This window comes from Streptomyces sp. NPDC107575, assembly GCF_055657265.1.
In genome coordinates, this window is record NZ_JBVKBG010000001.1 from 289,624 (window position 1) to 315,108 (window position 25,485).

Annotated in this window: 22 protein-coding genes, 1 tRNA gene, 1 pseudogene and 1 riboswitch; of the genes and pseudogenes, 11 read left to right on the top strand and 13 right to left on the bottom strand. The window is 71.3% G+C overall.

Annotated features, from left to right (window positions below):
* Positions 1-308: 308 nt before the first annotated feature.
* Together ACZ7L4_RS01400 and ACZ7L4_RS01405 are read left to right on the top strand one after the other, a co-directional pair.
* Positions 309-1,835, top strand: a pseudogene (locus tag ACZ7L4_RS01400) (long-chain-fatty-acid--CoA ligase).
* 105 nt (positions 1,836-1,940) lie between these two features.
* Positions 1,941-2,705: a sulfite exporter TauE/SafE family protein gene (locus tag ACZ7L4_RS01405; protein WP_472098690.1), complete on the top strand. Its 765-nt coding sequence runs from the start codon at positions 1,941-1,943 to the stop codon at positions 2,703-2,705.
* Between the two features lie 25 nt (positions 2,706-2,730).
* Here the strand turns inward: ACZ7L4_RS01405 and ACZ7L4_RS01410 are convergent, their stop codons facing one another.
* Both ACZ7L4_RS01410 and ACZ7L4_RS01415 read right to left on the bottom strand, forming a co-directional pair.
* On the bottom strand, positions 2,731-4,818 hold the full coding sequence (locus tag ACZ7L4_RS01410; protein ID WP_472098692.1) for an MDR family MFS transporter: 2,088 nt from the start codon (positions 4,816-4,818) through the stop codon (positions 2,731-2,733).
* 104 nt (positions 4,819-4,922) lie between these two features.
* A complete protein-coding gene (locus tag ACZ7L4_RS01415) occupies positions 4,923-5,411 on the bottom strand; it encodes a DUF309 domain-containing protein (protein WP_472098694.1) in 489 nt (162 codons plus the stop codon).
* A gap of 128 nt (positions 5,412-5,539) precedes the next feature.
* Between ACZ7L4_RS01415 and ACZ7L4_RS01420 the strand changes: the two genes are divergently transcribed.
* Both ACZ7L4_RS01420 and ACZ7L4_RS01425 read left to right on the top strand, forming a co-directional pair.
* Positions 5,540-5,616 (top strand) — tRNA-Pro (locus ACZ7L4_RS01420).
* Positions 5,617-5,724: 108 nt separating this feature from the next.
* Positions 5,725-6,237, top strand: coding sequence for a hypothetical protein (locus ACZ7L4_RS01425; RefSeq protein ID WP_472098696.1), 513 nt, complete (start codon positions 5,725-5,727; stop codon positions 6,235-6,237).
* A gap of 16 nt (positions 6,238-6,253) precedes the next feature.
* Here the strand turns inward: ACZ7L4_RS01425 and ACZ7L4_RS01430 are convergent, their stop codons facing one another.
* The 4 genes from ACZ7L4_RS01430 to ACZ7L4_RS01445 form a co-directional block, all read right to left on the bottom strand.
* Complete coding sequence (locus ACZ7L4_RS01430) at positions 6,254-7,348, bottom strand: hypothetical protein (protein WP_472098697.1); 1,095 nt, start codon at positions 7,346-7,348, stop codon at positions 6,254-6,256.
* Between the two features lie 157 nt (positions 7,349-7,505).
* Positions 7,506-8,396 carry a geranyl diphosphate 2-C-methyltransferase gene (locus tag ACZ7L4_RS01435; RefSeq protein WP_472098698.1) on the bottom strand — a complete coding sequence of 297 codons (891 nt, stop codon included), beginning with the start codon at positions 8,394-8,396 and terminating at the stop codon, positions 7,506-7,508.
* Between the two features lie 16 nt (positions 8,397-8,412).
* Positions 8,413-9,723 (bottom strand): family 2 encapsulin nanocompartment cargo protein terpene cyclase, encoded by a 1,311-nt coding sequence (locus ACZ7L4_RS01440; RefSeq protein WP_472098700.1) that lies wholly within the window; start codon positions 9,721-9,723, stop codon positions 8,413-8,415.
* A gap of 53 nt (positions 9,724-9,776) precedes the next feature.
* Positions 9,777-11,195: a family 2B encapsulin nanocompartment shell protein gene (locus ACZ7L4_RS01445; protein ID WP_472098702.1), complete on the bottom strand. Its 1,419-nt coding sequence runs from the start codon at positions 11,193-11,195 to the stop codon at positions 9,777-9,779.
* Positions 11,196-11,608: 413 nt separating this feature from the next.
* Positions 11,609-11,704, top strand: a riboswitch (TPP riboswitch).
* Between ACZ7L4_RS01445 and ACZ7L4_RS01450 the strand changes: the two genes are divergently transcribed.
* The 4 genes from ACZ7L4_RS01450 (at position 11,694) to thiD (ending at position 15,480) form a co-directional block, all read left to right on the top strand.
* Positions 11,694-13,094 carry a purine-cytosine permease family protein gene (locus tag ACZ7L4_RS01450; protein ID WP_472098703.1) on the top strand — a complete coding sequence of 467 codons (1,401 nt, stop codon included), beginning with the start codon at positions 11,694-11,696 and terminating at the stop codon, positions 13,092-13,094. (Overlaps the previous riboswitch by 11 nt.)
* Before the next feature lie 54 nt (positions 13,095-13,148).
* Positions 13,149-13,967 carry a hydroxyethylthiazole kinase gene (thiM, locus tag ACZ7L4_RS01455; protein WP_472098705.1) on the top strand — a complete coding sequence of 273 codons (819 nt, stop codon included), beginning with the start codon at positions 13,149-13,151 and terminating at the stop codon, positions 13,965-13,967.
* A complete protein-coding gene (gene thiE, locus ACZ7L4_RS01460) occupies positions 13,964-14,674 on the top strand; it encodes a thiamine phosphate synthase (protein ID WP_472098707.1) in 711 nt (236 codons plus the stop codon). Before thiM ends, thiE begins: the two co-directional genes overlap by 4 nt.
* Complete coding sequence (gene thiD, locus ACZ7L4_RS01465) at positions 14,671-15,480, top strand: bifunctional hydroxymethylpyrimidine kinase/phosphomethylpyrimidine kinase (protein ID WP_472098708.1); 810 nt, start codon at positions 14,671-14,673, stop codon at positions 15,478-15,480. Before thiE ends, thiD begins: the two co-directional genes overlap by 4 nt.
* Before the next feature lie 7 nt (positions 15,481-15,487).
* Here thiD and ACZ7L4_RS01470 read toward each other — a convergent pair whose 3' ends face one another.
* Positions 15,488-17,158 (bottom strand): amidohydrolase, encoded by a 1,671-nt coding sequence (locus tag ACZ7L4_RS01470; RefSeq protein WP_472098710.1) that lies wholly within the window; start codon positions 17,156-17,158, stop codon positions 15,488-15,490.
* A 47-nt stretch (positions 17,159-17,205) separates the two neighbouring features.
* Entirely contained in the window at positions 17,206-18,624 is a 1,419-nt protein-coding gene (locus ACZ7L4_RS01475; protein WP_472098711.1) for a purine-cytosine permease family protein, read from the bottom strand.
* A gap of 147 nt (positions 18,625-18,771) precedes the next feature.
* On the opposite strand from ACZ7L4_RS01475, the gene ACZ7L4_RS01480 reads away from it, so the two are divergent.
* Positions 18,772-19,389 (top strand): TetR/AcrR family transcriptional regulator, encoded by a 618-nt coding sequence (locus tag ACZ7L4_RS01480; protein ID WP_472098712.1) that lies wholly within the window; start codon positions 18,772-18,774, stop codon positions 19,387-19,389.
* Between the two features lie 93 nt (positions 19,390-19,482).
* On the opposite strand, the gene ACZ7L4_RS01485 is transcribed toward ACZ7L4_RS01480, so the two are convergent.
* Together ACZ7L4_RS01485 and ACZ7L4_RS01490 are read right to left on the bottom strand one after the other, a co-directional pair.
* Positions 19,483-20,334, bottom strand: a complete 852-nt coding sequence (locus ACZ7L4_RS01485) for a DUF3626 domain-containing protein (protein ID WP_472098714.1) — start codon at positions 20,332-20,334, stop codon at positions 19,483-19,485.
* Positions 20,335-20,471: 137 nt separating this feature from the next.
* On the bottom strand, positions 20,472-20,936 hold the full coding sequence (locus ACZ7L4_RS01490) for a hypothetical protein (RefSeq protein ID WP_472098716.1): 465 nt from the start codon (positions 20,934-20,936) through the stop codon (positions 20,472-20,474).
* A 189-nt stretch (positions 20,937-21,125) separates the two neighbouring features.
* Between ACZ7L4_RS01490 and ACZ7L4_RS01495 the strand changes: the two genes are divergently transcribed.
* Entirely contained in the window at positions 21,126-21,737 is a 612-nt protein-coding gene (locus ACZ7L4_RS01495) for a TetR/AcrR family transcriptional regulator (protein WP_472098717.1), read from the top strand.
* Positions 21,734-22,645 carry an SDR family oxidoreductase gene (locus ACZ7L4_RS01500; protein ID WP_472098719.1) on the top strand — a complete coding sequence of 304 codons (912 nt, stop codon included), beginning with the start codon at positions 21,734-21,736 and terminating at the stop codon, positions 22,643-22,645. Before ACZ7L4_RS01495 ends, ACZ7L4_RS01500 begins: the two co-directional genes overlap by 4 nt.
* Positions 22,646-22,666: 21 nt before the next feature.
* Here the strand turns inward: ACZ7L4_RS01500 and ACZ7L4_RS01505 are convergent, their stop codons facing one another.
* The 3 genes from ACZ7L4_RS01505 to ACZ7L4_RS01515 are packed head-to-tail and all read right to left on the bottom strand — an operon-like array spanning position 22,667 to position 25,278.
* Positions 22,667-22,909, bottom strand: coding sequence for a hypothetical protein (locus ACZ7L4_RS01505; protein ID WP_472098720.1), 243 nt, complete (start codon positions 22,907-22,909; stop codon positions 22,667-22,669).
* A 39-nt stretch (positions 22,910-22,948) separates the two neighbouring features.
* Complete coding sequence (locus tag ACZ7L4_RS01510; RefSeq protein WP_472098721.1) at positions 22,949-23,647, bottom strand: response regulator; 699 nt, start codon at positions 23,645-23,647, stop codon at positions 22,949-22,951.
* On the bottom strand, positions 23,644-25,278 hold the full coding sequence (locus ACZ7L4_RS01515; protein ID WP_472100334.1) for a sensor histidine kinase: 1,635 nt from the start codon (positions 25,276-25,278) through the stop codon (positions 23,644-23,646). Before ACZ7L4_RS01515 ends, ACZ7L4_RS01510 begins: the two co-directional genes overlap by 4 nt.
* Positions 25,279-25,485: the final 207 nt, after the last annotated feature.

The following is a 25,485-nucleotide window of genomic DNA, read 5'->3' on the forward strand; positions in this document are numbered from 1 at the left end:
CCCTGGGCGGAAGAGATTCCGGCTACCCGCTCCGGCGGACGACGCGCTACCCCCGTAGCCCCCGTACTTCCCCCGTACGTCGTCCGCGGAGCGGTGCCGGACCTCCACAGTAGGCGGGCCGACCGGGGCGGACATCAGGGCCAGCCCTGAGATCCGGAAGTGACCCAGGGCACATACCGCGCGGTAGGGGTGCGGGCGTAGAGTCCCCACAGGAGGGTAAAACTAGCGTCGCTAATTAACTGCTGTGGCGCCCTCCCGACCTGGTCCACCGCCGCACCAGCAGTCAGTACGGAACGGAGCGCTACCCGATGGCCACTCTCTCGCTCGCCGCGATCCTCGCCGACAACGCCCGTCGGCACCCCGACAAGACAGCCCTCGTCGCGGGCGAACTGCGCAGCACCTTCGCCGAGCTGTGGCTCCAGGTCCGCAAGCAGGCCGCCGCCCTCGCCGACCTCGGCGTCCGCCCCGGCGACAAGATCGCGCTGATGGCGCCCAACACCGCCGAGTTCCCGCGTGCCTACTACGCGGCCATCGCGGCCGGCGCCGCCGTCGTCCCCGTCCATCTGCTCCTGTCGGCGCCCGAGGTCGAGCACGTGCTCAAGGACAGCGGCGCGACGCTCCTGCTGTGCCACCCGGCGCAGGCCGAGACCGGCGAGGCGGCCGCCGAGGCGGTCGGCGTCCGCACCGTCGTCCTCGGCGACGACGGCGAGCTGGAGAAGCTCACGCGGGACGCCGAGCCCATCGCCACGTACGCCACCCGCGACGCGGACGACCCCGCCGTCGTCTTCTACACGAGCGGCACCACCGGCGTCCCCAAGGGCGCCGTGCTCAGCCACTTCAACCTCGTGATGAACGCGACCGTCGAGGCCTTCGACTGCAACGAGCACAGCCCGAACGACATCGTCCTCGGCGCGCTGCCGCTCTTCCACGCCTTCGGCCAGACCGCCTCCATGCACGCCACCTGGCGCGCCGGCAAGACCCTCGTCCTGATGCCGCGCTTCGACGCCGCCAAGGCCGTCGAACTGATGGTCCGCGAGAGCGTCACCGTCTTCCAGGGCGTGCCCACGATGTACGTGCACCTGCTCACGGCGGCCGCACAGGCGGTCGAGCAGGGGACCGAACTGCCGCGCCTGCGCGTCGCGGTCTCCGGCGGCGCCTCGCTGCCCGTCGCCGTCCTCGAACGCTTCCAGGAGCTCTTCGGCGCCCCCGTCCACGAGGGCTACGGGCTGAGCGAGACCTCGCCCGTCGCCGCCGTCAACCAGCCCTGGTACGGCGCGAAGGCGGGCACCATCGGCCACTCCATCTGGGGCGTCGACGTCGAGGTCGCCCGTGCCGAACTCGACGACCGCATCGAACTGCTCCCCACCGGCGAGCTCGGCTAGATCGTCGTCCGCGGCCACTGCGTCTTCTCCGGCTACCTCGGCCGTCCCGAGCAGACCGCGGAGGCCCTCGTCGACGGCTGGTTCCGCACCGGCGACCTCGGCACCAAGGACGAGGACGGCTATCTCCGCATCGTCGACCGCAAGAAGGACGTCATCATCCGCGGCGGCTGCAACGTCTACCCGCGCGAGGTCGAGGAGGTGCTGATGCGCCACCCCGGCATCGAGCACGTCGCCGTCATCGGCCTGCCCGACGACGTGCACGGCGAGGAGGTCTGCGCCGTCGTCGTCGCCAAGCCCGACGCCTCGCTGGACGCCGCGGAACTCACCGCGTGGTCCAAGGAGAACCTCGGCAAGCACAAGTACCCGCGCCGCGTGGAGTTCACCGACCGGCTGCCGCTCGGCCCGAGCATGAAGGTCCTCAAGCGCGAGCTGCGGGAGACGTACGCGGGCTGAGGCGCACGGGAGTTGGGGGCACCCCAGCTGGTGAAACGTAACCCGTATCACCATGTGGCGCCCCTGACGCCCGACAGGTAGTTGCGTCTAGCATCTGTCTTCGCCATGCACGACATATTCGGGATCACCCCCTGGGAGTTCTCCGCTCTGGCCGCCGCGGCCATGGTGGTGGGGTTCTCCAAGACCGCCGTCAGCGGCGCCAATACGGTCAGCCTCGCGGTCTTCGCCGCGATCCTGCCCGCGCGCGCCTCCACCGGGGTGCTGCTCCCCATCCTGATCTGCGGCGACATCCTCGCCGTGCTCACCTACAGGCGGCACGCCCACTGGCCCACCCTGTGGCGGCTGTTCCCGGCCGTCGGCGCGGGCGTGGTCCTCGGCACCGTCTTCCTCGGCTTCGCGGGGGACGGGGCCGTACGGATGTCGATCGGCGTGATCCTGCTCGTCATGGCGGGGGTGACGCTCTGGCGCCGCAAGCAGCAGGCCGCCGCCGAGTCCGAATCGACGCCCACCCGCGCGGCCCGCGTCAAGGCGGGCTCCTACGGGGTGCTCGGCGGCTTCACCACCATGGTCGCCAACGCGGGCGGCCCCGTGATGTCCATGTACCTGCTGTCGGCGGGCTTCAAGAAGCTCGGCTTCCTGGGCACCTCCGCGTGGTTCTTCCTCATCGTGAACTCCGCGAAGGTGCCGTTCAGCGTGGGCCTCGGTCTCATCGACGGCCGCTCGCTGCTCCTGGACGCGGCGCTCGCCGTGTTCGTGATTCCGGGCGCCATCATCGGCAAGGCGTGCGTGAACCGCATCAACCAGCGACTCTTCGAGCAACTCGTCATCGCGGCCACGGTCCTCGGCGGCCTCCAACTCCTGCTGAACTGACGGCGGAACCCCCTCAGCCGACCCCCTACATGGGCACGAGGGTGCGCTCCGAGCCCGGCCCGCTCGTCGAACCGCTCGCCATGTCCTCGGCCAGCAGCCGCTTCGCGATCGAGTCGACCGCGACCCGCAGCTCGGCGTCCGCGGGACGGCCGACGTCGGCCTCGACCTTCGCGCTCAGCCAGTCGCCCCACGCCTGGTTGATGACGGCCGACTCCCGGTGCCCCGCCTCGGTGTGCGAGAAGTACGAGCCCGTACGCGTCAGATAGCCCTCGTCGACCATCCGCTGGAACACCGGCACCAGCACCTCCGGCGGCACCCTGCGGCGCGCCGCGATCATGCCGAGGCTCGCGTGGCCGACCATCCGCGTGAAGAAGTCCACCTGCATCACGGCCCACGCGCCCGCGACGTCGAGCCGGGTCTCGGACTTCTCCAGGATCTGCCGCGCCGTGTTGAGGTTCGTCTCCTTCACCAGGTTCGCCACGGCGCGCTCCAGGACGTGTGACGAATCTCCGGTCGACGGCTGCGCGAAGCCCTCGCCCATGTCGGCGGAGCCCGCGCGCGCGGTGTCGCGCAACTCCACCTGCTTCAGGAACAGGGCCACCAGGAACCCGATGACCGCCACCGGCACCGTGCACAGGAACACCGTGTGCAGCGAGTCGGCGTACCCGTTGACGATCGGCTCGCGCGCCGCTTCCGGCAGGCTGTGCAGGCCCTGCGGGCTCTGCGCGGCCTTGGCCAGGGCCTCCGGCGCGATCCCGGTCCCGGCCCGCGCCGCCTCCGCCACGCCCTGCTTCAGGTTCGGCTCCAGGCTGTTGGCGTAGATCGTGCCGAACACGGCGGTGCCGAACGAGCTGCCCAGCGTGCGGAAGAACGTGACACCGGAGGTCGCGGTGCCCAGTTCCGCGTACTCGACGGTGTTCTGCACGGCGATCGTCAACACCTGCATGCACAGACCGATGCCGAGGCCCAGCACGAACATGTAGACCGACTCGAGCCACGCGCTGGTCGAACTGTCCATCAGGGACAGCAGATACAGGCCGAGCGCCATCACCAGGGCGCCCACGATCGGGAAGATCCGGTACTGCCCGGTCTTGCTGACCACGTTGCCGGAGAAGATGGACGCGATCAACAGACCGATCACCATCGGCAGGGTGCGTACACCCGAGATGGTGGCCGAGTCCCCGTCCACGTACTGCAGATACGTCGGCAGGAACGTCATCGCGCCGAGCATCGCGAAGCCCACGATGAAGCTGAGGATCGAGCAGACCGTGAACACCGGATTGCGGAACAGATGCATCGGCAGCATCGGTTCCTTGGCCCGCGTCTCCACCCAGCAGAACAGCCCGAGCGCGACGAGGCCGCCGACGAACAGCCCGATGATGACGCCCGAGCCCCACGCGTACTCGTTGCCGCCCCAACTGGTCCCAAGGATCAGGGCGCTCGCCCCGACCGCGACGAGCGCGATGCCGATGTAGTCGATGATCGGCTTCGCCGCCGACTTCACCACCGGGATCGTCCGGGCCGCCGCGATGACGACGACGATCGCGATCGGTACGTTGACGTAGAACGCCCAGCGCCACGTCAGGTGGTCCGTGAAGAGGCCGCCGAGCAGCGGGCCGATGACGGTCGAGACACCGAAGACGGCGCCGATCGCACCCTGGTACTTGCCGCGCTCGCGCAGCGGGATGACGTCCGCGATGAGCGCCATCGCCGTGACCATCAGACCGCCGGCGCCGATGCCCTGAAGCGCCCGCCAGGCGATGAGCAGCGACATGTTCGTGGACAGGCCGCACAGGAACGACCCGGTGATGAAGATGATCGCCGAGAGCTGGAAGACGATCTTGCGGCCGAACATGTCGCCGAACTTGCCGACGAGGACCGTGGCGACGGTCTCCGCGAGCAGATAGGCCGTCACGACCCACGACATGTGCGCCGCCCCGCCCAGGTCCGAGACGATCGTCGGAAGCGCCGTACCGACGATCGTCTGGTCCAGGGCGGCCAGCAGCATGCCGAGCATGATCGTCCCGAAGACGACATTGCGGCGGCGTCTGTCGAGGACCGGGGGAGCCGTCTCGGCGGCCGGCGGCGGGGCTGCTTCTTCGGTGGTCGTCACTCTCGCAGCGTCACATCGGGGCCCGGACGGCGCATGCGGGTGGGGGCCGGACCGGTGACGTGCGGGTTTGGGCCCGGACGGCGGTACGCGTCCGGCGCCCCGCGTCAGGTGAGGCGCGGCGCGACGGTGGCGGCGTCCACGGGTTCGGCGGCCCGCTCCACCTCGTCGGCCAGCCCACGCGCCCAGCCCACCAGCGCCGCCGTGTCGAGGCCCGCCGGGGCGACGCCCTGCCATGCCGCGATGCCGTCCGCGCCCCGGCGCAGCAGCCGGGCGCCCCCGGTTGCGTTGCCGCGCGCCGCGTGCGTGAGGCCCACGGCGGTCTGCGCGAGGGCCCGCCACAGTTCGCGCTCATTCTCGGGCCCGGACTTCCACGCGTCCTCGAAGACCTCGTGCGCGTGGAACGGTCGCCCGGCATCCAGCAGCGCCTGCGCCTCCGCGACGCTCTCCGCGGCCGTCCGCACGACCCCTTCCGGCTGTCGCTCGACCCCGGGCGTGCCGTAGGGGAGCGGCCGCCCGAGCCCGTCACGGGGCCGGGCATTGCGGGCCCGTCCCTCCTGGTCACGGTCCCGTTCACCGTTGCGCGAAGTGCTCATGCCCCGATTCTCGCGCAGCCGCCCGCAGGCCCGCAGATCCGGTTTCAAACCACCCCTGAGCTTGGGGTATTGTTCTTCTTGTCGCCGCCGGAAGGGCCGGACAACACCGGGCCGGAGGCAGTGGACATCGGGACGTGGCGCAGCTTGGTAGCGCACTTGACTGGGGGTCAAGGGGTCGCAGGTTCAAATCCTGTCGTCCCGACCAGCTTTTGCAGGTCGGAGGCCGTTTCTGCCGTTGGGCAGGGACGGCTTTTTCGTTTGCGGCTTTGTGTGTGGTGCCACAACACCCCGCCGCCCTCTATAGGTTGACTTCATGGGACTTTTCGACAGGCTGACCGGGACCAGGCGCCCCGCCGAGGGAGTTGCTCCACGATCAGCGACCGGGGTGCGCGAGGCCCTGCTCGGTCTGAACCGTCCCGACGTCCCGTACGTCGTGAGGAGCGGCCGCGACGAGGCCGCGGACCTGGTCGCCGAGTGGCGCCTCACGGACCCGGCCTGGCGGACCTTCTTCTTGCGCACCGAGGTGAGCCGCGTCTTCCAGGTGCACATGCGCCTGGTCCCGGACAAGCGCGAAGTGCGCTCCCTCGACCAGCAGTACGAGGTCACGTGGGCCGGCGGCGTCCCCACCCTGGCGCTCTCGACCGAGAGCCGACGCGGCCAGGTGCGGACGACCTCGAAGCGCTGGACGCTCGGCCGGGGCGCGGCCGGCGGCCCGGAGGCAACCGAGACGTTCGGCTTCGACACGTCCGACCTGAAGGAACCCCTGCGGAAGACGGTGCTGGGCGCGGGGTGGACGTGGCGGGGAGTCGTCACCGGCAGGTTGTGAGACGTGCCGCCGCTGCTCACGACCGCGTCGCGGTCCCGCACCTCTCGTCCCCGGCGCCGCCCATTCGCTCGTCCATCGCCGTGCTCCGGTCGTACGGGTCCACCGCGGGCCCGTCGGCGGAGTCGCGGTCGGTGGTGAAGGACGGGGTCAGGTAGCCGTTGTAGGTCTCGCAGCCGGCGTTGGTGGTGTCCACGCGGTTCGAGACGACCGAGAAGGTGCCGGGCTCGGTGATGATCTTCGACGGGTCGGGCCAGTTCATCACCACTTCGCGGCGGACGATGACCCGCGTGACACGCTCGTCGTCCGGGCTCGCCACCGGGTACACGTACGTGATGTCCGTAGTGACCTTCAGCGCTCCCTTGTCGCCCTCGGCGTACGTGATGCGGCCGCGCGTCTTGACCACGTCGCCGACCAGTTCCGCCTTCGACGGGTCGAAGCGGCTGAACAGGACGAGGGGGTTGTACTTCTCGCTCGGCGAGGTCAGCGACCTGTCCAGGAAGGTGGCTTCCTTCGGCTGGTGGGGGTTGATGAGGGCGATGGCCTTGGTGGGGCGCTCGCCGCGCAACACCGCCCGGTCCAGGCTCGAGGCGACCAGGAAGTCGCGGGAGCGGTTCAGTGTCTCGGCGACCTGTGTCCTGGTCATCCAGCCCGTGGCCCGGGCCGGGGGTACGTCGATTCCGGCCGTCCCGTCGGCCCAGTGGGCGGCGGGGGAACCCCTGAACGGCTCGTCCAGCGTGGGGCGTGCGGCCGACTCGCCCGGGGGCGGCGCCGTCGGCCGCACGCTCTCCCCGACCAGTGGCGTCGCATCGGCGTCGGAGCCGCCGGTGAACCACCCCGTCACCCGCCCCGGATTGAGCGCCACGACCGCCACCGCCACCGCCGCCACCACGCCGAGCGCGTACCAGCCCTTCCGTCTTCGCGGCCGGGGCGGCCGGTGTGCGCGCCACGGCTCGGCCCGGGCGTCCTCCTCGCGCAGGCGGCGCGTCACCATGCGGGCGCGTGCCGACGGTTCCTTGGGCGCGTCCCGTACGCCGTCCTCGGACTCCTGGAGGAAGCGCTCCCACTCCTCGTCCGACAGCGACGAACCGCCGTGATCCCCACCCGAATTCAACTCTGAACTCCCCTTGTGCCGTGCGGTTTCCGTGGCGGCCGGTCCCTCCCCAGGGCCGGTCGCCGTCGACGGATCATGGCACAGGCGCGAACGCCGTAGACACAGCAGGAGGCGGGACCGTTCGGGAACGGTCCCGCCTCCCAGGTTCAGCCGGGGATCAGACGCGGTCTGCCGCGATCAGCAGGTACTGGAACGAGCCGTCCCTGTACGAGTTGATGAACGCGTCCTCGATGCCGGTGACCAGCGACGACGTGGCGCGCAGCTCCCAGTAGGGGAGGGTGTCGGGGGTCAGGTCGATGACGGTCTGCGGGACGAGGCGGTTGTCGGCCATCGCGCGCAGGTACTCGCGGCGCGAGTGGATGTTGCACTCGAAGTGCGCGTTGATCTGCGACACCCACTTCGAGGGCTGGCCGTAGCGCGGGTTCCAGCAGCCCGTGATGGTGACGTAGCGGCCGCCGACCTCCAGGATGCGGGAGTGCTCGGCGAACAGGTCGTGCAGGTCGACGTACATGGTCGACTCGTTGTTCCACGACGCCGAGATCTGCCCGGTCTCGAACGGGGTGTCCAGCATGTTGCAGACACGGGCCCTGACGTGGTCCTGGATGCCGAGTTCCTCGGCCCGGCCGTTGGCGAAGTCGGCCTGCTTGGCCGAGAGCGTGACCCCCTCGACCTTGCTCCCGAAGCGCTGGTGCGCCATCACCATCGAGCCACCGCGGCCGCAGCCGGCGTCGACCAGGGTGTCGTCGCGGCCGATGTCACCGAGGTGCCCGAGCAGGTACGCGGCCTGCGCGGACTCGAGGCGGTGCAGCTCGGCGATCAGCTTCTGCTCGCTCGCGTCGCCCGCCGGGTCGCCGAGCGCGGCATGGTCGACCTCACCGATGCCGTAGTGGTGGTGGTACAGACCGTCGACATCGCCGAGCCGCAGATTGACCGGCCGGGCCTCACCGTCCCAGTAGCGGGCGATGTCACCCTGGTAGGGCGTGGCCGGCTCGGGGATGTACGGGGTGGCGGTGCTGTGGGCCGTGGCGGTGAGTTCGGTGCTGGTCACTGATGAGTCCTATCTCTTACCAGAAGTCGGGCAGGCTGTAGCGGTAGGTGTTGTTCTGGTGCCATTGGTGGTTGCCGTCGACCCACGCCGCGACGCCCCGCAGGAAGCGCTGGACGTTCGGGAGCGGGCAGGCGGCGGCCAGGGCCGCGGCCTCTGTCTCGAAGGCGTGCATGAGTTCGTTGTGGACCTCGACCGACTTGAGGTAGGCCTCCTTGTCGGACAGGTCCTCGCGCTCGGCGATCACGACCGGCAGGTTCAAGTGCCGTCCGGGGGCGTCGAGTTCCTTCGTGTACGAGTACAGGTCGTTGACGATGGTCGTCGCGTTGCCGGCGAGCGCGATGACCTTCTGCATGTCCGGCAGGGCGTGCAGGTCCGCCGGCAGTTCGTAGCCGCCGACGGTGTCGGTGATGGTCGGGCAGGGGCGGAAGTTGTTGAACTGGCGCATCGCCAGGTACTCCCACACCTCCGGTACATGGTCGTGCTCGGACCAGGCCGCCTCGGCGAGATAGCCCATGTGCAGGCGGGCCATGTCGTGCCGGTACCGGTCGGCCTGGGAGGGGCTGCTCGCCCGGACGAAGTACTCCATGGCCGAGCGGTAGGCGCGCCGGGGCGCGTCCGCGTGCAGCGACCGCGCCCACTGCGGCTGGTACTCCTGCGTCGTGTACAGCGGGTCGAGGGTGGTGTGTGCCAGCAGGAGGCGGGAGCCGAGGCCGACCGGCGAGCCCCCGTGGTCCTCGCAGTAGCAGTCGTCCAGCGCGTTCTCCGCCATCATCAGGCGGGTGGCGATCATGACGTGGTCGACGCTGGGTGCGTCGGGGTGGCAGCCGACCATGTAGCTGCCCACGGAGAATCCGTCGAACTCCTCCTCCCAGTCGTCGGGGTACAGGTCGACCTCGTCGAGCGCCCAGGCCTTGATCCTGCGGCTGACCTCCGCGACCCGTACGGGATCGGGCTCGGGCGCCGGGTGGTGGTACAGGCCGGGGACGGGCCGACCCTTCTCGGCGGTACCTGCCGCCGGCGGCGGTTGGTGTGTCGGCGGCTCCTCGCGCGGAGTCAGCCGCAGGCCCGCCGTTCCGAGGCCGCTGGGCCCGCGCAGCAGCCGCTCCAAGTTCCCTTCGCAAGCCGGTACTTGGGGCTCCGGCACCTCGACGGTCGGAGCCTCGACCGCCGGGGCCTCGACGGCCTGCGAGGGCACGCGCGGCGGGCCGCCCGTGACGGCGCCGATGTCACGGGCGCGGGCCGCGGCGTCGGCCAGGACCTGCGCCCCGAAGCGGGAGACCGCTTCCGGCAGGCTCGACTGAGGAGGTGTCGGCTCGGGCGGGGGCATCCATGTCTCCTTGAGGGCTCCTCGGCGGGGTGGGCGGCTGCGGTCCTGGCCCGCTACCTGCTGGGCCAGCGGCCGATCTGCACGTTCTCCAGCACGCCGACCGCGTCCGGCACGAGGATCGCGGCGGAGTAGTAGGTGCTGACGAGGTACTTGGTGATGGCCTGCTCGTCGACGCCCATGAACCGCACCGAGAGCCCCGGCTCGTACTCGTCCGGCAGGCCGGTCTGGTGCAGGCCGATGACACCCTGGTTGTCCTCGCCGGTACGCATGCAGAGGATCGAGCTGGTGCGTTCCTTGGTGACCGGGATCTTGTTGCAGGGCAGGATCGGCACCCCGCGCCAGGCCGGGACCTGCTGGCCGCCGAGGTCGACGTGGTCGGGGTACAGGCCGCGCGCGTTGAACTCGCGCCCCATCGCCGCGATCGTGCGCGGGTGCGCCAGGAAGAACTTCGAGCCGCGGCGGCGGCACAGCAGCTCGTCCAGGTCGTCCGGAGTGGGCGGTCCCGAGTGCGGCTGGAGGCGCTGCTTGAAGTCGGCGTTGTGGAGCAGGCCGAACTCCCGGTTGTTGACGAGCTCGTGCTCCTGACGCTCGCGCAACGCCTCGACGGTGAGCCGCAGTTGCTCCTTCGTCTGGTTCATCGGCTCGTTGTAGAGATCGGCGACCCGGGTGTGGACCCGCAGGATCGTCTGGGCGGCTGACAGCTCGTACTCGCGCGGTTTCGCCTCGTAGTCGACGAAGGCGCCCGGCAGTTCGTGCTCGCCGACGTGCCCCGCCGACATCGGGATCTCCGCCTCGCCGCGGTGGTTCTGGCCCCGGCCCGCGAGCGACTTGAACTCCTCGATGTGCTCCCGCAGGGGCGGCGCCGAGGACAGCACGGACGCGAAGTCGGCGCGCGAGAGGGTGAGCAGGGTGCCCGAGGTCTCGGCGACCACGGTCTGCTCCCAGCGGGCGTCCTCGTCGAGGAGCGCGTTGTCGCCGAAGCGGTCGCCGTCGGCGAGGACGTCGAGCGCGACCTCGTCGCCGTACTCTCCCTCGGAGAACTGGTTGATGCGGCCGTGGGCGATCAGATGGAGCTTGTCCGCCGGTGCCCCGCGCTCCACCAGCGTCTCGCCGGCCCGGAAGTCGCGCTGCTCGCACCGGTCGGCGAGGGCGGTCAGCACCTCGACGTCGTCGAAGCCCCGCAGCAGGGCCAGTTCGCCGAGTTCGCGGGGGATCACGCGGACGTCGCCGCCGTCCTGGATGAACTCGATGGTGCCGTCGCCGACGGTGTACGTCAGGCGGCGGTTGACCCGGTAGACGCCACCCTTGGTCTCCACCCACGGCAGCATCCGCAGCAGCCACCGCGAGGTGATCTCCTGCATCTGCGGGGCGGACTTGGTGGTGGTGGCGAGATTGCGGGCGGCCGCCGTGCCCAGGCTGGTCTGCTGCGGCGGCACCGACGCGGTGTCCGGGGTGGTCGAGTCAACGGTCATCGGATGAGCTCTCCTTGGTCGGGCGAAAGCGCGCATGCCCGTTGCTACGGGACAGAAGAAGGAAAAGTGAACAATTCGGCGGGAATGCGTCCAGAACCAGAATCACCGTAAGGGCCGTCTCGCCCGCCCGACCAAGGAAAGTCGGCGACATTAGCTCGATACGATGATCAAGTCCGGTCGGTGTTTGCCCGGTGACCGACGGATCTCGGCCGGTTTCCCCGAAGCGTCCCCGCGGGCGTCGACCCCTGTGTCAGGCGGTGGGCGGGCGTCGCGGTGTCGCCAAACCGACAGAAGTCGGCCAGCGGCCGCAGCGGTCCTCATTGCGGACCTCGCGCCGTGCGAGGTAGGGGAACGCGGCGGAACCGGAACCCACCCGTGCGACATCGCGCGCCACCGCGTTACGCTGGCGGCCGTAACCGGACACGGGGTGCCCCGACCAGAGGGCTGAGAACACACCCGTCGAACCTGAACCAGTTCGTACTGGCGGAGGGATGTCTCATGCCTGTGACGCATGTTTCCAGTGGCCTGCCCGTCGACCGCGAGAGCGGCGCCTTCGACGGGCGGATGCCCGCGGCCCCCGGCGACCTCGGCATCGAGGGGCACGGCATCGAGCCGGTCCCCGAGGCCAACCGCTACGGCGGCGCCGGACGCCTGTTCACCGTCTGGTTCGCCCCGAACCTGACGATGACCGGCGTCTTCACCGGCACCGTCGGTATCGCCCTCGGCCTCGACTTCGCCACCGCGCTCGCCGCCGTCGTGCTCGGCACCCTGATCGGCGCGGTGCCGACCGCGTACCTGGGGACATGGGGGAGCAGGACCGGCGCGGGCCAACTCCCGCTGGCGGGGCTCGCGTTCGGGCGCGGCGTCGCGCTGCCCGGCGTGCTGCAGTGGCTGTCCTCCATCGCGTGGGACGCACTGATCGGCCTGTTCGGCGGTGACACGCTGGCCCGGCTGCTCGGCTGGCCGTTCTGGGCAGGCGTCCTGGTCATGCTGGCCGCCCAGGGACTGCTCGGTGTGTTCGGCTACGAGGCCATCCACCGGCTCCAGATCGTCATGACCTTCGTGCTCGGCGCCGCCTTCGCGCTCATCGCCTGGCGGATGCTCGACGGCGTGCACCCGGCCGCCCACGCCTCCGTGCACGGGGCCGACCGCGTCGGCGCGTTCGTCCTGACCAGCACCATCGCGCTCAGCCTCAGCCTGTCCTGGGCGCCGTACGCCAGCGACTTCAGCCGCTACCTGCCCGCCGCCACCTCCCGTACCCGCATGTTCTGGTACACGCTGCTCGGCCTGCTGGTGTCCTTCGTGGCCGTCCAGGCGCTCGGCCTGTGGGGCGCCTCCGTACTGACCGACCAGACAGCGGCGGGCGTCGACGAGATCCTCGGCGGGGGAGTGCTCGGCGGCTTCGGGCTGCTCGCCGTGGCGCTGGCCGCGCTGTGCAGCAACGCCATGAACGACTACAGCGGCTCACTCGCCCTGCAGACCATCGGCGTGCGCATCCCGCGCCCGGTGGCCGCCGCCCTCGCCGCCGTCCTCGGGTTCCCGCTGGTGCTCTGGATGCACGCCGCGGACACCACCGCGCGGTTCCAGAATGTGCTGCTGTTCGTCGGGTACTGGATCCCCGGCTTCGTCGCGATCGTCCTCGTCGACTGGCGCGCACGGGCCACGGCGCGCGCCGGCGCGCCGCTCGACCTCGCCGTCGAGCGCGAGCGACGGCAGCCCGCCTGGCCCGCCCTGCTGGCGTTCGCGGCGGCCTTCGCCGCGGCGGTCCCGTTCATGGACACCAGCCTGTACGTGGGGCCGGTGGCGGAGGCCCTGCACGGCGCGGACGTGTCGTACTACGTGGCGTTCCTGGTGGCCGCCGCGGTGTACGCGCCGCTGCGGCTGCGGCGCCGCGGCTGACCTGTCCCTTCCCGTACGTACGAACCACGCACCTCGTCCACTTGGAGCGACCTCATGCCCACGACGTCCACCGCAGGACCCGACCTCGTCGCCTTCGCGGCGCAGGCGCTCGGGCGCGTACAGAGCGAGTCACCGTTGGTGCAGTGCCTGACCAACGCGGTGGTCACCGGGTTCACCGCCAACGTCCTGCTCGCGTTGGGCGCCGCGCCCGCCATGGTCGACATCCCGGACGAGGCCGGGCCCTTCGCCCGCGTGGCCTCGGGCGTGCTGGTCAACCTCGGCACCCCGCGCGCGGAACAGCGTGCCGCGATGCCCGAGGCGGCGCGGGCCGCGGCCGACGCGGGCACGCCGTGGGTCCTTGACCCGGTGGCCATCGGCGCGCTGCCCGTACGCACGGCGCTCGCCGCCGAGCTGCTCGCGCTGCGGCCGACCGTGATCCGCGGCAACGCCTCCGAGATCATCGCGCTCGCGGGCGCGGGCGGCGGCGGCCGGGGCGTGGACTCCTCCCACGGTGTCGACGACGCCGAGGGCGCGGCAGCGGAACTCGCGCGCACGGCGGGCAGCGTGGTCGCGGTGTCCGGTCCCGTGGACTACGTCACCGACGGCACGCGCACCGCCCGGATCGCCAACGGGGACGCGCTGTTGACCCGGGTGACCGGCGGTGGCTGCGCGCTGGGCGCGGTGATGGCCGCGTTCGCCGCGGTGGACGAGGACCGGTTCGCGACGACCGTGGCGGCCGCCACCGCGTACACCGTCGCCGCCGAGTCCGCGGCGCGGGCGGCGGCCGGTCCCGGCAGCTTCGCCGTCGCCTTCCTGGACGCGCTCGCCGCGCTCACCCCGGAGGACGTGGAGAAGCGGGCGGAGGTGTCATGACGGCTCGTGCGCGACCCGTGCACGCGGGTGTCGACCTGTCGGTGTACCTGGTCACCGACACGGACCAGTGCGCGGCCCGCGGACGCACCGTGGCCGAGACCGTCGCGCGGGCCGTGGCCGGAGGTGTCACAGCCGTACAGATCCGCGAGAAGCACGCGAGCGGCCGGGAGTTCCTGCGGACCGTCCTGGACGTGGCCGAGATCCTCCCCGACCATGTCGCGCTGATCGTCAACGACCGGGTCGACGTGTTCCTGGCCGCGCGGGCGCACGGCGCACGCGTCACCGGCGTCCACGTCGGCCAGTCGGACCTGCCCGCGACCTCCGTACGTCAACTCATCGGGGACGACGCGGTATTGGGCCTGAGCGCGGCCACGGCCTCCGAGCTGCACGCCGCTGCGACATCGACGGCACGCGTCGACCACGTCGGCATCGGCGCGCTGCACACCACCCGCACGAAGGCCGACGCACCCGAGGCACTCGGCCGCGACGGGTTCGCCGCGCTGGGCGCACTGAGCGCGTTGCCCGCTGTGGCCATCGGTGGTGTCACTCCCGACGACATGCCGCACCTGCGGGCCGCGGGGGCGGCGGGAGGCGCGGTCGTGTCGGGAATCTGCGCGGCGGAGGATCCCCGCGCGGCCGCCTGTACCTACGCCAATGCCTGGTGGAGCAGTCCCCACCCCCGTACCCGAGAGGATGCCTCCGCATGACCGAGACGCCGCCCCGCGTGCTGACCATCGCCGGATCCGACTCCGGCGGAGGCGCCGGGATCCAGGCCGACCTCAAGACCATGCTGGCCCTCGGCACGCACGGCATGAGCGTCCTCACCGCCGTGACGGCCCAGAACTCCCTTGGTGTACAAGGCGCTTGGAGCCTTCCGCTGGAGGCCGTGCGCGCCCAGTACCGCAGCGTCGTCGACGACATCGGCGTGCAGGCCCTCAAGACCGGAATGCTCGCCGACCCGGACATGGTGGTCACGGTCGCCGAGCTGCTGGCCGACGCGCCGGCCCCCGTCGTCGTCGACCCCGTCAGCGTCTCCAAGCACGGCGACCGGCTGCTCGCGGACGACGCCATCGACGCCGTACGGGACCGCTTGCTGCCGGTGGCGACGGTGGTGACACCGAACCTCGACGAGGTCGCCGAGATCACCGGCGTCGCGGTCGAGGCCGCCACCGCGGAGGCCGACATGCGGCGCGCCGCCGAGCGCCTGCTCGCCTACGGTCCCCGCTGGGCGCTCATCAAGGGCGGCCACCTGCCCGGCGAGGCCGTCGACCTCCTCACCGACGGCACGGACGAGCACTGGCTGCGCTCGCCGCGCCACAACAACGCCCACACCCACGGCACCGGCTGCACCCTCGCCTCGGCGATCGCGTCCGGCCTCGCACAGGGCCACGAGGTGCCGGAGGCGGTACGCCGGGCGAAGGAGTACGTCACCGGGGCGATCGCGGCGGGGTTCGCGCTGGGGGCCGGGATCGGGCCGGTCGATCATGGGTGGCGGTTCCGCGGGAACGACTGATGGTGTCTCAGGCCCGGGCCTCGTGGACGACGTCCCCGCCCACCACGACGATCTCCGCGACGGTTCCGGGAATGTCCTCCGGGGCGGCGGCGAGGATGTCGCGGGAGAGTACGGAGAAGTCCGCGAGCTTGCCCACCGACAGTGAACCCCGTTCGTTCTCGAGGAAGTTGGCGTAGGCCGAGCCCATCGTGTACGCGTGCACGGCCGTGGTCACGTCGACCGTCTCCTCGGGCATCCAGGCCGGGCCGCCGGTCAGGGGCTTGCGTGTGATGGCCGTGTAGATGCCGATCATGGGGTCCATCTCCGCGACGTTCCAGTCGCTGGAGAACGCGAGGGTGGCGTCTGCCGTGTGGAGGGTGCGCATCGGCCAGGCCTTGTGCCAGCGGTCCGCGCCGACGTTCGCCGCCCAGTCCTGCCCGGGGCCCGCGATCTCCGGGGCGCAGTGCCGCGGCTGCATGCAGGCCACGACGCCGAGTTCGGCGAAGCGCGGCGCGTCCGCCGGGTCCAGGCACTCGACGTGCACGACCTGGTGGCGGGCGTCGCGCGGGCCGTTGACGGCGCGGGCCTGTTCGACGGCGTCCAGGACCGTGCGGATGCCCCGGTCGCCGGTGGCGTGCACGAAGCACTGGAAGCCGCGCGCGTCCAGCTTCGTCAGCAGGTCGGCGAACTCCTCGGCCGGGTAGAACGTCTCGCCCCGGTGGCCCGCGCAGCCGGTCGAGTACGGTTCGAGGAGCGCGGCCGTGCGCGGCTCCACGACGTCGTCGATGTAGAGCTTGAGCGGGCCGAGCCGCATGTGCTCGTCGCGGTACGCGCGCGTGGCGGCCTCGAAGTCGTCGAGGTCCGCGTCCGAGGTGCCGCGCGGGTGGAACAGGGCGGCGACGAGCCGCGAGCGCAGCCGCCCCTCGGTCCTCGCGCGCTCGAACAGGGCCAGGTCGTCAAGGGAGTTCTGCGGCTCCACCACGGTGGTGATCCCGAACCGGATCGCGTCGTCGAGGGACTTCGCGAGCCGCCCGTACTGCCGCTCGGGGGACGCCCACGGCACACCGATCTCGCGCAGCGCCCGGTGGCCGTCGCGGGACAGGCCGCGCACCGCGAAGTCCCGTACGAAACCGGTGGGTTCGCCTGTCGTCGGGCCCGTCTGCGCGATACCGAAGGGGAGTTCCGTGCGGTCGGCGCGGACACCGAGCCGGTCCAGGGCCGCCGTGTTGAGCCAGGCCGTGTGCACGTCGTAGCTCAGGACCATGGCCGGGGTGTCGCCGGTGGCCGGGTCGAGGTCGGCGGCCGTGGGCATCCGGCCGTCCGGAAGTGCCGAGTAGTCGAAGGCCTCGGCCTCGATCCAGGCGGCGTCCGGGTTGCGCTCGCGCCACGCGGCGATGCGGGCGTGGATCTCCGACAGGCTTGTGGCGCCCGCGAGTTGGACGCAGGCGTCGTCCGAGCCGAGCCGGACGTGGTTGTGGGCGTCGATGAACCCCGGCAGTACGAGCCGCCCGCCCGCGTCGATGACCCTGGTGTCCGGGCCCGTCCAGTGGTCGGCGTCCGCGTCGGCGCCGAGCCACACGATCCGCCCGTCGCGCACGGCGAGCGCCTCGGCCTCGGGCAGTTCGGGGTCGACGGTGTGGACGCGGGCGCGGCGCAGGACGAGCTCGGCGGGGGAGTGGTGCTGGGGTGCGGGTGCCATGGGGTGGGGCTCTTTCTCGTACGAGGGTGTTTCGGGGGACGGGGGTGTTACGCGGGGTGCGGGCGGACGCTGCCGCGGGCCAGCGCCGCGTACACGACGCCCGCGACGACGGCGCCGAGCGCGCTGAGGTCCATGCCGCCGAGCGGGGCCACGAGCGGGCCGCGCCACAGGGCGCTGTCGCAGGTGAGCGCCGCGAAGACCATGCCGGTGAGCAGGGCGGTGAGGCCGGCGGGGCTGTACCCGGCGCGGTACCAGTAGCGGCCCGCGCGCCCGGTGTGCAGGGACTCGGCGTCGTAGCGGCAGCGGCGCAGCACCATGTCGGTGAGGAAGACGCCGCCCCACGGCGCGAACACGATGACGAGCAGCGACAGGAACGAGAGCAGCGACTCCGTGAAGTCGACCAGGAAGAGCGCGGCGAGCGAACCGGCGGCCGTCACCGCCGCGCTGATCAGGATCGCCTTCGCGCGGCTCCAAGGGATGCCGAGGACCTGGAGGTTGAGGCTCGACGAGTACAGCGTGATGATCGAGTTGGTGACCGAGCCGCCGAGCACCAGGGCGAGGAACAGCGGCTGGAACCAGGCCGGCAGGAGTCCCTGCGTCCCGGCCACCGCGTCCGTGAGGTCGGCCTGTGTCGCGGCGGCCGCGCCCGCGATCCCGAGGGCCACGGAGGAGATGAGGCCGCCGAGCGCCCCGTTCCAGGTGAGCGCGCGCATCGTGGTGGTCGCCGGGAGGTAGCGGGTGTAGTCGGCGGGCATCGGCACGTAGCTGATCGGCCCGGCGAGCACCACGACGAACGCGAGGGACCAGGCCGCGGCGCCGCCCGGCGCGGGCGCGGCGCCGGTGTCCGTGCCCGGCAGCAGGAACAGCAGCATCGCGGCGAACCCGATCGTCAGCGCGTACGCCATCCAGCGCTCGGCCCACTGTACGGTGGCGTGGCCCCACAGGGCGACGGCGAACGTGAGGGCCAGGGTGGCGGCGAGGCTCGCGGCGCGGGCGGCGGTGCCGTGCCAGCCGAGTTCGGCGCAGATCGCCTGGAGGGCGAGGACGCCGACGACCGTGTTCACGATGGTGTAGCCGATGCTGACTATCCAGTTCAGCAGGCCCGCGGGCCAGTTGCCGCGCACGCCGAACGCGGCGCGGGAGATCACCAGTGTCGCCGTGCCCGTCCGTACGCCGCTCATGCCCGCGGCGCTGATGGCGAAGAACGTCAGGCCGCCCAGGACGACCGCGAGGACCGCCTCCCAGAAGGACAGGCCGAAGGAGACGGCCAGCGCGCCGTTGATGACGTAGGTGAACGTCAGGTTCGAGCCGAACCAGAGCCAGAACAGGTCCCGGGCCCCGCCGTGCCGCTCGGACTCGGGGATCGGGTCGATGCCGTGCTCCTCGACCTGGAACACCTCGTCCCGGGGTGGCTGCGGAGGTGTGTCAGGGCCGGCGGCGCTGCGCGCGGTCGGGTGTGCCGTCATGCCGTCGCCTCTCTTCGTGTCTCTTCGTAAGGAAGTGGCTTGAATGGCGTTCAAGAAACTTGAATGGCATTCAAGATGCGGCGAGGTGCCGCCCCACGTCAAGAGGTAGGCTGCGATCCGTACGAACAGCGGTGAGGGACGGTGCGCATGGCCGGGGCGGCAGCGGCACGACCGGGGCGGTCGTCGGGCGGCGATCTGCGCACCCGTACGCTCCAGGAGGCGACGGCCGTCGTCGCCGAGCAGGGTCTCGCGTCCCTGACCATGGCCTCGCTCGCCAAGCGGCTCGGCACCAGTGGCGGGCACCTGCTCTACTACTTCCGCTCCAAGAACCTGCTGCTGGTCGAGGCCCTGCGCTACAGCGAGGCCGCGCTGACGGAGGAGCGGGCGGCGCTGCTGGCCCGCCGTGTCACCCCGGCCCGCCGGCTCGACCTCTACCTGGACCTGTACCTGCCGGCCGGGCCGCGCGACCCCCGCTGGATGCTCTGGGTCGAGCTGTGGGCGCGCTCCGGCTCCGACGACGAACTGCGTGCTGCGCAACAGGAGTTGGACCAGGGCTGGCAGCGCGACCTGGAGGCGATCCTCACCAAGGGGGTCGACCGGGGCGCCTTCACGATCGACGACGTCCCCGGCCGAGCGACCCAACTCCTGGCGCTCCTCGACGGGTTGAGCACGCGGGTCGTCCTGGGCCAGCCGGGCGCCGAGCGCTCCCAGGCGTTGGCGGCGGCGCGGGATGCGGTGGCGGCGTTGGTTCCGACGGGGGGCTGACCGGTGTGTGTCCAGGGGGAACTGGTGGGCACGGTGGGGGTGCAGTCCGATCCGGCGGATGCGCCTTTCTGTGGTGCCGGACCCGTCGACTGATCAGCGGCCTGACGACGCAGGCGCCCCGAACCGTGCCAGGTAGTGCCACACCTTCTTGACCGCCTGGGGGTCGTAGCGGCCGGTGCGCGCGGCATCCCCGACGATGCGGGGGTCGAGGACGTCGTCGATGGCGATCCGCGCACCCAAGTCGACATACTCCTGGCCGCGATAGGTGGGATGGCGGCGGAGTTCGTCGACCGTGAGTCGGAAGCCTTGGTGCCACTCCACCGCGCAGCCCACGCGCAGGGCCGAGGCCTCGACGCTCGTGCCTCGGTAGCAGGGGTCGAGGACCAGTGCCTCTGCGTGGTGACGGAGCTGCACCGGTCCGTGCACGTGTGCCTCGATGCAGTCATCGAGAACGTCCTGATGGTCGGCCAGGGCGATTTCGATGAGCCCCATGCTGGCCGCGACGCCGAAGTCCGTGGGCTCCAGGACACTGTCCGGGTAGCAGAACGTGGTCCGGGCCAGTGTCTCGGCGGTCAACCGGAAGTGGGCCGAGCCGAACCGTGCCGCGCCGCCGGTCGGTCTGCGGCGAAAGTTCAGAGCCCCGTACACCGGGCGCTCGTGGGCGGGCGCCGCGTCGTACGCTCCGCCGAACATCCGGCTCTCCCAGCGCCATCGGTCGCCGCCGGGGTGTGCCGTCAGGCCGCCGTTGCTGGTCCCCGTGACGAACTGCGAGCGGTAGACGCCGTCGTCTGCCATGGCGTCCAGGATCGGCTTGCCGCGCAGCAGCCGGTCCGGGTGGAAGTTGAGGGTCACCCGCAGCGTCGGGTCGAGCGGGGGGCCGGACGCCAGTCCGGCGACGTGGTCGAGGGTCCGTTCCTGTGCTGTCCGGTGGGTTGTGGAGCTCATCGGCACAGTGTTCTCCAAGCCGATGAACCAGTGCACGTGGATTGTTCACCGGCAGGCCGACAGGCCGTCCGCTAGAACGCCGATCGAGACAACCTCCAGGACCGGCCCGGCGGGCGCGGCGGAACGGCATGCCCGGCTCAGCTCCTGGTGTACCGATCGGCGTGCGCCAGGATTCGCTCGATGTCCCAGGCGTGATGGGCGGCATCGTGGGCGTTGTTGCGTGCCACATCCTCGGCCCGCTGCACGCCACGATCGGCATGCTCAAGCGCCACGTCCTCTTCCAGCGCGGCGGACACCGAGTCCGCCCAGGCGTCGACCGCCCGCTGAAGCGACCACAACGCACCGGCTAGGGGGACGTCGTTGTAGTAGCGGGCCTGCGCCAGAAGGTCCTGGTCGTAGCCGGGGACGTGCCGCACGCCGGCGAGCCTTGCTCCGGCCAGTCGCTCGGCCCAGTTGCGCAGATTGTCGGTGACGTGGCTGGTGTAGGCCGCGACGTTCCAGGCCAGCTCCGGATGCCGTTCATCGCCCCGGCGTCCACTCGTCAGGGCCGCGTACCGCGCAGGCAGATCCTCGACCTGGCCAATGGCTTCGCGCGGGTTCAACGACCAGTCGAATCCGCAGTCCCGACAAGGGTTCCCATAGAGGCGTGCTCCCCAAAGTTCCATGGGATCCCAATCTATCGAGCCCTCGACGGCCGCGGTTCACCGGCCGTCGGCCCGGCGCGGGGTTGACCGCCGGCCGGTGGCGCGCTTTTATGAATGAACGGGCATTTATTAATTGATGGAGTCGTGATGGCAGGACGCCCCCGAGGGATCGAAGACGCGGTGATCTTGCGCGCGGCGGCCGACGTGATCGGGCGGGTGGGCCCGGTGGGGCTGACGCTGGCCGTCGTGGCGCGGGAGGTGGGGCTCGTGCCGGGCACGTTGGTGCAGCGGTTCGGGTCCAAGCGTGGGCTGCTTCTGGCGCTCGCCGAGCAGTCCGCGAAGGACGCCGAGGCGCGGCCCGGACGCGTGCGCCAGGAGCACGAAACGGCGCTCGACGCTCTCGCGGAACTGATCGTGGAGCCGATGGCCTCGATGGCCACGCCGGAGACCTTCGCCAACCATCTGGCGTTCCTGTGCATCGACCTCACGGACCCGGAGTTCCGCCGCCACGCCTTGTCCATGCACCGCGCCCAGGGCCGAGCCGTCGAGGAACTGCTCCAGGAGGCACTGCTCGCGGGCGAGCTCCGCGCGGGGACGGATGTCGCGGCCCTGGCCGCGACCGTGCAGGCGATCGCCTCTGGAACGGGCCTGACCTGGGCCCTCGACCGTCGGGGCACCCTCGCGCAGCGGCTCCGCCGGGAGCTCGACAACCTGTTGTCCCCGCACCGTCCCTCTCGCCACGACCTGGAGGATTCATGACGAACGACGCACGGACGTTGGCCGGGAAAGTGGCCCTGGTCGCCGGAGGAACCCGCGGCGGCGGGCGGGGCATCGCCGTCGAACTCGGGGCCGCCGGTGCGACGGTGTACGTCACCGGCCGCAGCAGCACCGCAGGACGCTCGGACATGGGCCGGCCGGAGACCATCGAGGAGACCGCCGAGAAGGTCACCGCCGCCGGAGGACTGGGTGTCCCTGTCCGTACCGACCACAGCCGGCCGGACGAGGTCCGTGCCCTGGTCGACCGGATCGCGGCCGAACAGGACGGGAGGCTCGACATCCTGGTCAACTCCGTATGGGGCGGCGACCCGTTGACCGACTGGGAGCGACCGCTGTGGGAGCAGGACCTCGACACCGGCCTCCGGCTGCTCCGGCAGGCGGTGGAGACGCATGTGATCACCAGCCGGTTCGCGCTTCCCCTGCTCGTCGCCCGCGGCAGCGGCCTGGTCGTGGAGGTCACCGACGGCAACACCGCCCGATATCGCGGCTCGTTCTTCTACGATCTCGCCAAGGCGTCGGTGATCCGTCTCGCGGTCGCCCAGGCCGCCGAACTGAAGCCGCACGGCATCGCGGCCGTGGCGATCACGCCCGGCTTCCTGCGCTCGGAGGCCATGCTGGAGGGCTTCGGCGTCACCGAGGCCAACTGGCGGGACGGCGCGGCCAAGGACCCGAACTTCGCCCGCTCCGAAACCCCGACCTACCTGGGCCGGGCGGTCGCGGCGCTGGCCGCCGACCCTCACGTCATGGACAAGTCCGGTCAGGCGCTGGCCACTTGGGGCCTGTACGAGGAGTACGGGTTCACCGACGCCGACGGCACGCAACCGGACTGGCACGCCCATTGGGCCGAAGCCCTGGAAGGGGAGTACGGGCCGCTCGGGGATCCGCTGTAACCCGGTGGGGGAGGCGAGTCGTCAGGTGCCCGGTCGGTCGGCCGGCTCCGTGGTGGCCACCGGCCCGCGAGTGGGCATCGAGAGTGCCAGGAACAGGGCCACGAACCAGAACACTCCGGTGAAGGCGGCGATCACGCTGGCCGCGACGACCCACCCCATTCGCTGGACCCTCCTGCGGTGGGCGATGAACGACGGGACGGCGAGGACGAGGAGCCCGATGAGCGCCACGACCAGCAGTTCGAAGGGGCCTATTTTTGAGAACACCCCGTCACCCTATCCGGGCCCGCGCCCTCGGCAGCAGGGCTAACGCCCGTCAGGCGCACACGCATACCGATGCTCCGGCCTCCCCGCATCCCCATACCGCAGTGACAGCTGGAGCACCCCCTTGTCCTGGAGGTAGCGCAGGTAGCGCTGCGCCGTCGAGCGGCTGATGCCCGTGCGGGAGGCCACGTCGTGGGCGGACAGCGGGGTGTCCGCGGTCTCGATGACCTCGCAGATCAGGTCCACCGTGGGGCCCGACCAGCCCTTGGGCGGGGCAGGTGTGGAGGTGCTCGTCGGGGTGCGTACCGCTCCGAAGATGCGGTCGATCTGCTGCTGGCCCGGTGTTGAGGCACTGACGGCGTCCCGCAGGGTGCGGCGCAGTTCCGCGTAGCCCGCGAGGCGGGAGCGCAGGCCCTCGAACGTGAACGGTTTGACGAGGTAGTTCAGCACGCCGTAGCGCAGCGCCGCCTCCACGACCTCGACGTCCTGCGCGGCCGTGACCATGATGACGTCGCTGCGCATGCCACGTCGGCGCAGGTCGCGCACGAGGTCGAGGCCCGTGCGGTCCGGCAGGTAGTGGTCGAGCAAAAGCAGGTCGGCGTGGTGGTGTTCCAGCGTCTGCATGGTCTGCAGGGCGGTGTGGGCCGTGCCGACGACGTGGAAGCCCGCCACCTTCTCCACGTAGGCGGCGTTGATCTCCGCGACATGGAAGTCGTCGTCGACCACCAGAACGTCAATCACGGGGTGTCTCCTGGGTGTTGGAGTGCGGGGACGCGCGGTGCGGCCCTCGACACGATGTCGGGGAGGACGACCGTGAACACGGCGCCGCCACCGGCCCGCGCGGCGATGCGGGCGGTGCCGCCGTAGCGCTCGGCGAGGCTGCGGACCATGGCGAGGCCAAGCCCGCGGCCGCGGTGGGCGGGGGACTCCTTCGTGCTCCAGCCCTCCTGGAAGATGGTGTCGCGCAGCTCGACCGGCACACCGGGCCCGTTGTCGCTGACGCGGAGCACGACCGTGTCGGCCTCCGCGAAGGCCTCGACCTCGATGACGGCCCCGTCCGTGCGCCCGCCGCCGACCACGTCGAGCGCGTTGTCGATGAGGTTGCCGAGGACCGTCACGATGTCCCGTGCCTCGATCAGGCCCGCGGGCAGGTGGGTGCGGTCGGACAGGCGCAGGGTCACGCCGCGTTCCGCGGCGATCGCCGACTTCCCGGCCAGCAGTGCCGACACCATCGGCATCCGGATGCGCTCCGCGACCTCCTCGGCCGAGGCCCGCCGGGCGCGCGTGAGACCGGCGACGTAGGCGCGCGCCCGCTCCGACATGTCGAGATCGAGATAGCCGAGCACGGTGTGCAGCCGGTTGGCGTGCTCGTGGTCCTGGGCGCGCAGCGCGTCCAACAGGCCCTTGATGGAGTCGAGTTCACGGCCGAGGAGTTCGAGCTCGGTACGGTCCCGGAGGGTGACCACCGAGCCGCCGTCGGGCGTCGGCATCCGGTTGGCGATCAGCACCCGGTTCTCCCGTACGGTCAGCAGGTCGCGTCCGGTGACCTGCCCGGTGATGACATCGCGGGAACGGCCGGGCGGGAGCACGTCCTTGAGGTCGCGGCCCTCCGCCTCGTCCTCCAGCGCGAGCAGCCGGGCCGCCTCGTCGTTCACGAGCCGCACCCGCTCGTCCTCGTCGAGGGCGATGACACCTTCCCGTACGGCGTGCAGCATCGCCTCCCGCTCCGACAGCAGCGCCGAGATGTCACCGACCGAGACACCATGGGTGCGCTTGCGCAGGACGCGCGCCACCACGAACGCCGCGCAGGCCCCCGCCGCGAGCGCCGTGCCCGCGTAGCGCAGCAGCCCTGGCAGGGCGGCCATGAGCCGGTCCTGCACACCGGAGTACGCGATCCCCACGGACACCGCGCCGATCACCTCTCCGGCACGGTCCCGCAGCGGCACCTTCGCGCGCGCCGACGTGCCCAGGGTGCCGCGGTCGATCTGCAGCACCACGTGCCCGTGCAGCGCGAGGGAGGGGTCCGTCGACACATGGTGGCCCACCTTGCCCACGTCGGTGTGCGACCAGCAGGTCCCGTGCAGGTCCATGACCACGACGTACAGCGCTCCCGTGGCCCGGCGGGTGCGCTCGGCCTGGCGCTGCACGGGCCCCCGCGGGTCGGGGGCGCTCGACAACAGGCCGGACGCGATGGCCGGATCGGCCGTCGTGGTCTGCGCGATGGCCAGGGCCTGGTGCTCGGCCTGGTCGTCGAGCTGCGTGCGCAAGGGCTGCAGGAAGAGCCCCGTCAGCAACAGCAGGACGCCCGTGGTGATGAGCAGCTGCGCGAGCAGCACCTGCGCGAACACCTGCCGGGGCCAGCCGATGCGCATGCGGGCCACGATGACACCTGCCTTCGGGAACTCTCCCGCGTGATCGGACGTTTCGCGGGGCGAACGCACCGTAACCGCAGGTGTTTTCGCCGGGGAAGGCCCCGGGCGCAGGCGCGTGCGCGAGCCGTCGGCACAATGAGCACAATGCCGCGCAACAGGCACAAGCGGCGGTTGCGGGCCAATACTTCCCCGCCGGCGGCGGCGTTC

What these genes read in the sequence shown, in the direction of transcription:
- ACZ7L4_RS01405 (WP_472098690.1), top strand. Translation starts at nt 1,941, where the DNA reads ATGCACGACATATTCGGGATCACCCCCTGGGAGTTCTCCGCTCTGGCC.
- ACZ7L4_RS01415 (WP_472098694.1), bottom strand. Translation starts at nt 5,411, where the DNA reads ATGAGCACTTCGCGCAACGGTGAACGGGACCGTGACCAGGAGGGACGG.
- ACZ7L4_RS01425 (WP_472098696.1), top strand. Translation starts at nt 5,725, where the DNA reads ATGGGACTTTTCGACAGGCTGACCGGGACCAGGCGCCCCGCCGAGGGA.
- ACZ7L4_RS01440 (WP_472098700.1), bottom strand. Translation starts at nt 9,723, where the DNA reads ATGCCCCCGCCCGAGCCGACACCTCCTCAGTCGAGCCTGCCGGAAGCG.
- ACZ7L4_RS01445 (WP_472098702.1), bottom strand. Translation starts at nt 11,195, where the DNA reads ATGACCGTTGACTCGACCACCCCGGACACCGCGTCGGTGCCGCCGCAG.
- ACZ7L4_RS01450 (WP_472098703.1), top strand. Translation starts at nt 11,694, where the DNA reads ATGCCTGTGACGCATGTTTCCAGTGGCCTGCCCGTCGACCGCGAGAGC.
- thiM (WP_472098705.1), top strand. Translation starts at nt 13,149, where the DNA reads ATGCCCACGACGTCCACCGCAGGACCCGACCTCGTCGCCTTCGCGGCG.
- thiE (WP_472098707.1), top strand. Translation starts at nt 13,964, where the DNA reads ATGACGGCTCGTGCGCGACCCGTGCACGCGGGTGTCGACCTGTCGGTG.
- thiD (WP_472098708.1), top strand. Translation starts at nt 14,671, where the DNA reads ATGACCGAGACGCCGCCCCGCGTGCTGACCATCGCCGGATCCGACTCC.
- ACZ7L4_RS01470 (WP_472098710.1), bottom strand. Translation starts at nt 17,158, where the DNA reads ATGGCACCCGCACCCCAGCACCACTCCCCCGCCGAGCTCGTCCTGCGC.
- ACZ7L4_RS01475 (WP_472098711.1), bottom strand. Translation starts at nt 18,624, where the DNA reads ATGACGGCACACCCGACCGCGCGCAGCGCCGCCGGCCCTGACACACCT.
- ACZ7L4_RS01480 (WP_472098712.1), top strand. Translation starts at nt 18,772, where the DNA reads ATGGCCGGGGCGGCAGCGGCACGACCGGGGCGGTCGTCGGGCGGCGAT.
- ACZ7L4_RS01485 (WP_472098714.1), bottom strand. Translation starts at nt 20,334, where the DNA reads ATGAGCTCCACAACCCACCGGACAGCACAGGAACGGACCCTCGACCAC.
- ACZ7L4_RS01495 (WP_472098717.1), top strand. Translation starts at nt 21,126, where the DNA reads ATGGCAGGACGCCCCCGAGGGATCGAAGACGCGGTGATCTTGCGCGCG.
- ACZ7L4_RS01500 (WP_472098719.1), top strand. Translation starts at nt 21,734, where the DNA reads ATGACGAACGACGCACGGACGTTGGCCGGGAAAGTGGCCCTGGTCGCC.
- ACZ7L4_RS01515 (WP_472100334.1), bottom strand. Translation starts at nt 25,278, where the DNA reads ATGCGCATCGGCTGGCCCCGGCAGGTGTTCGCGCAGGTGCTGCTCGCG.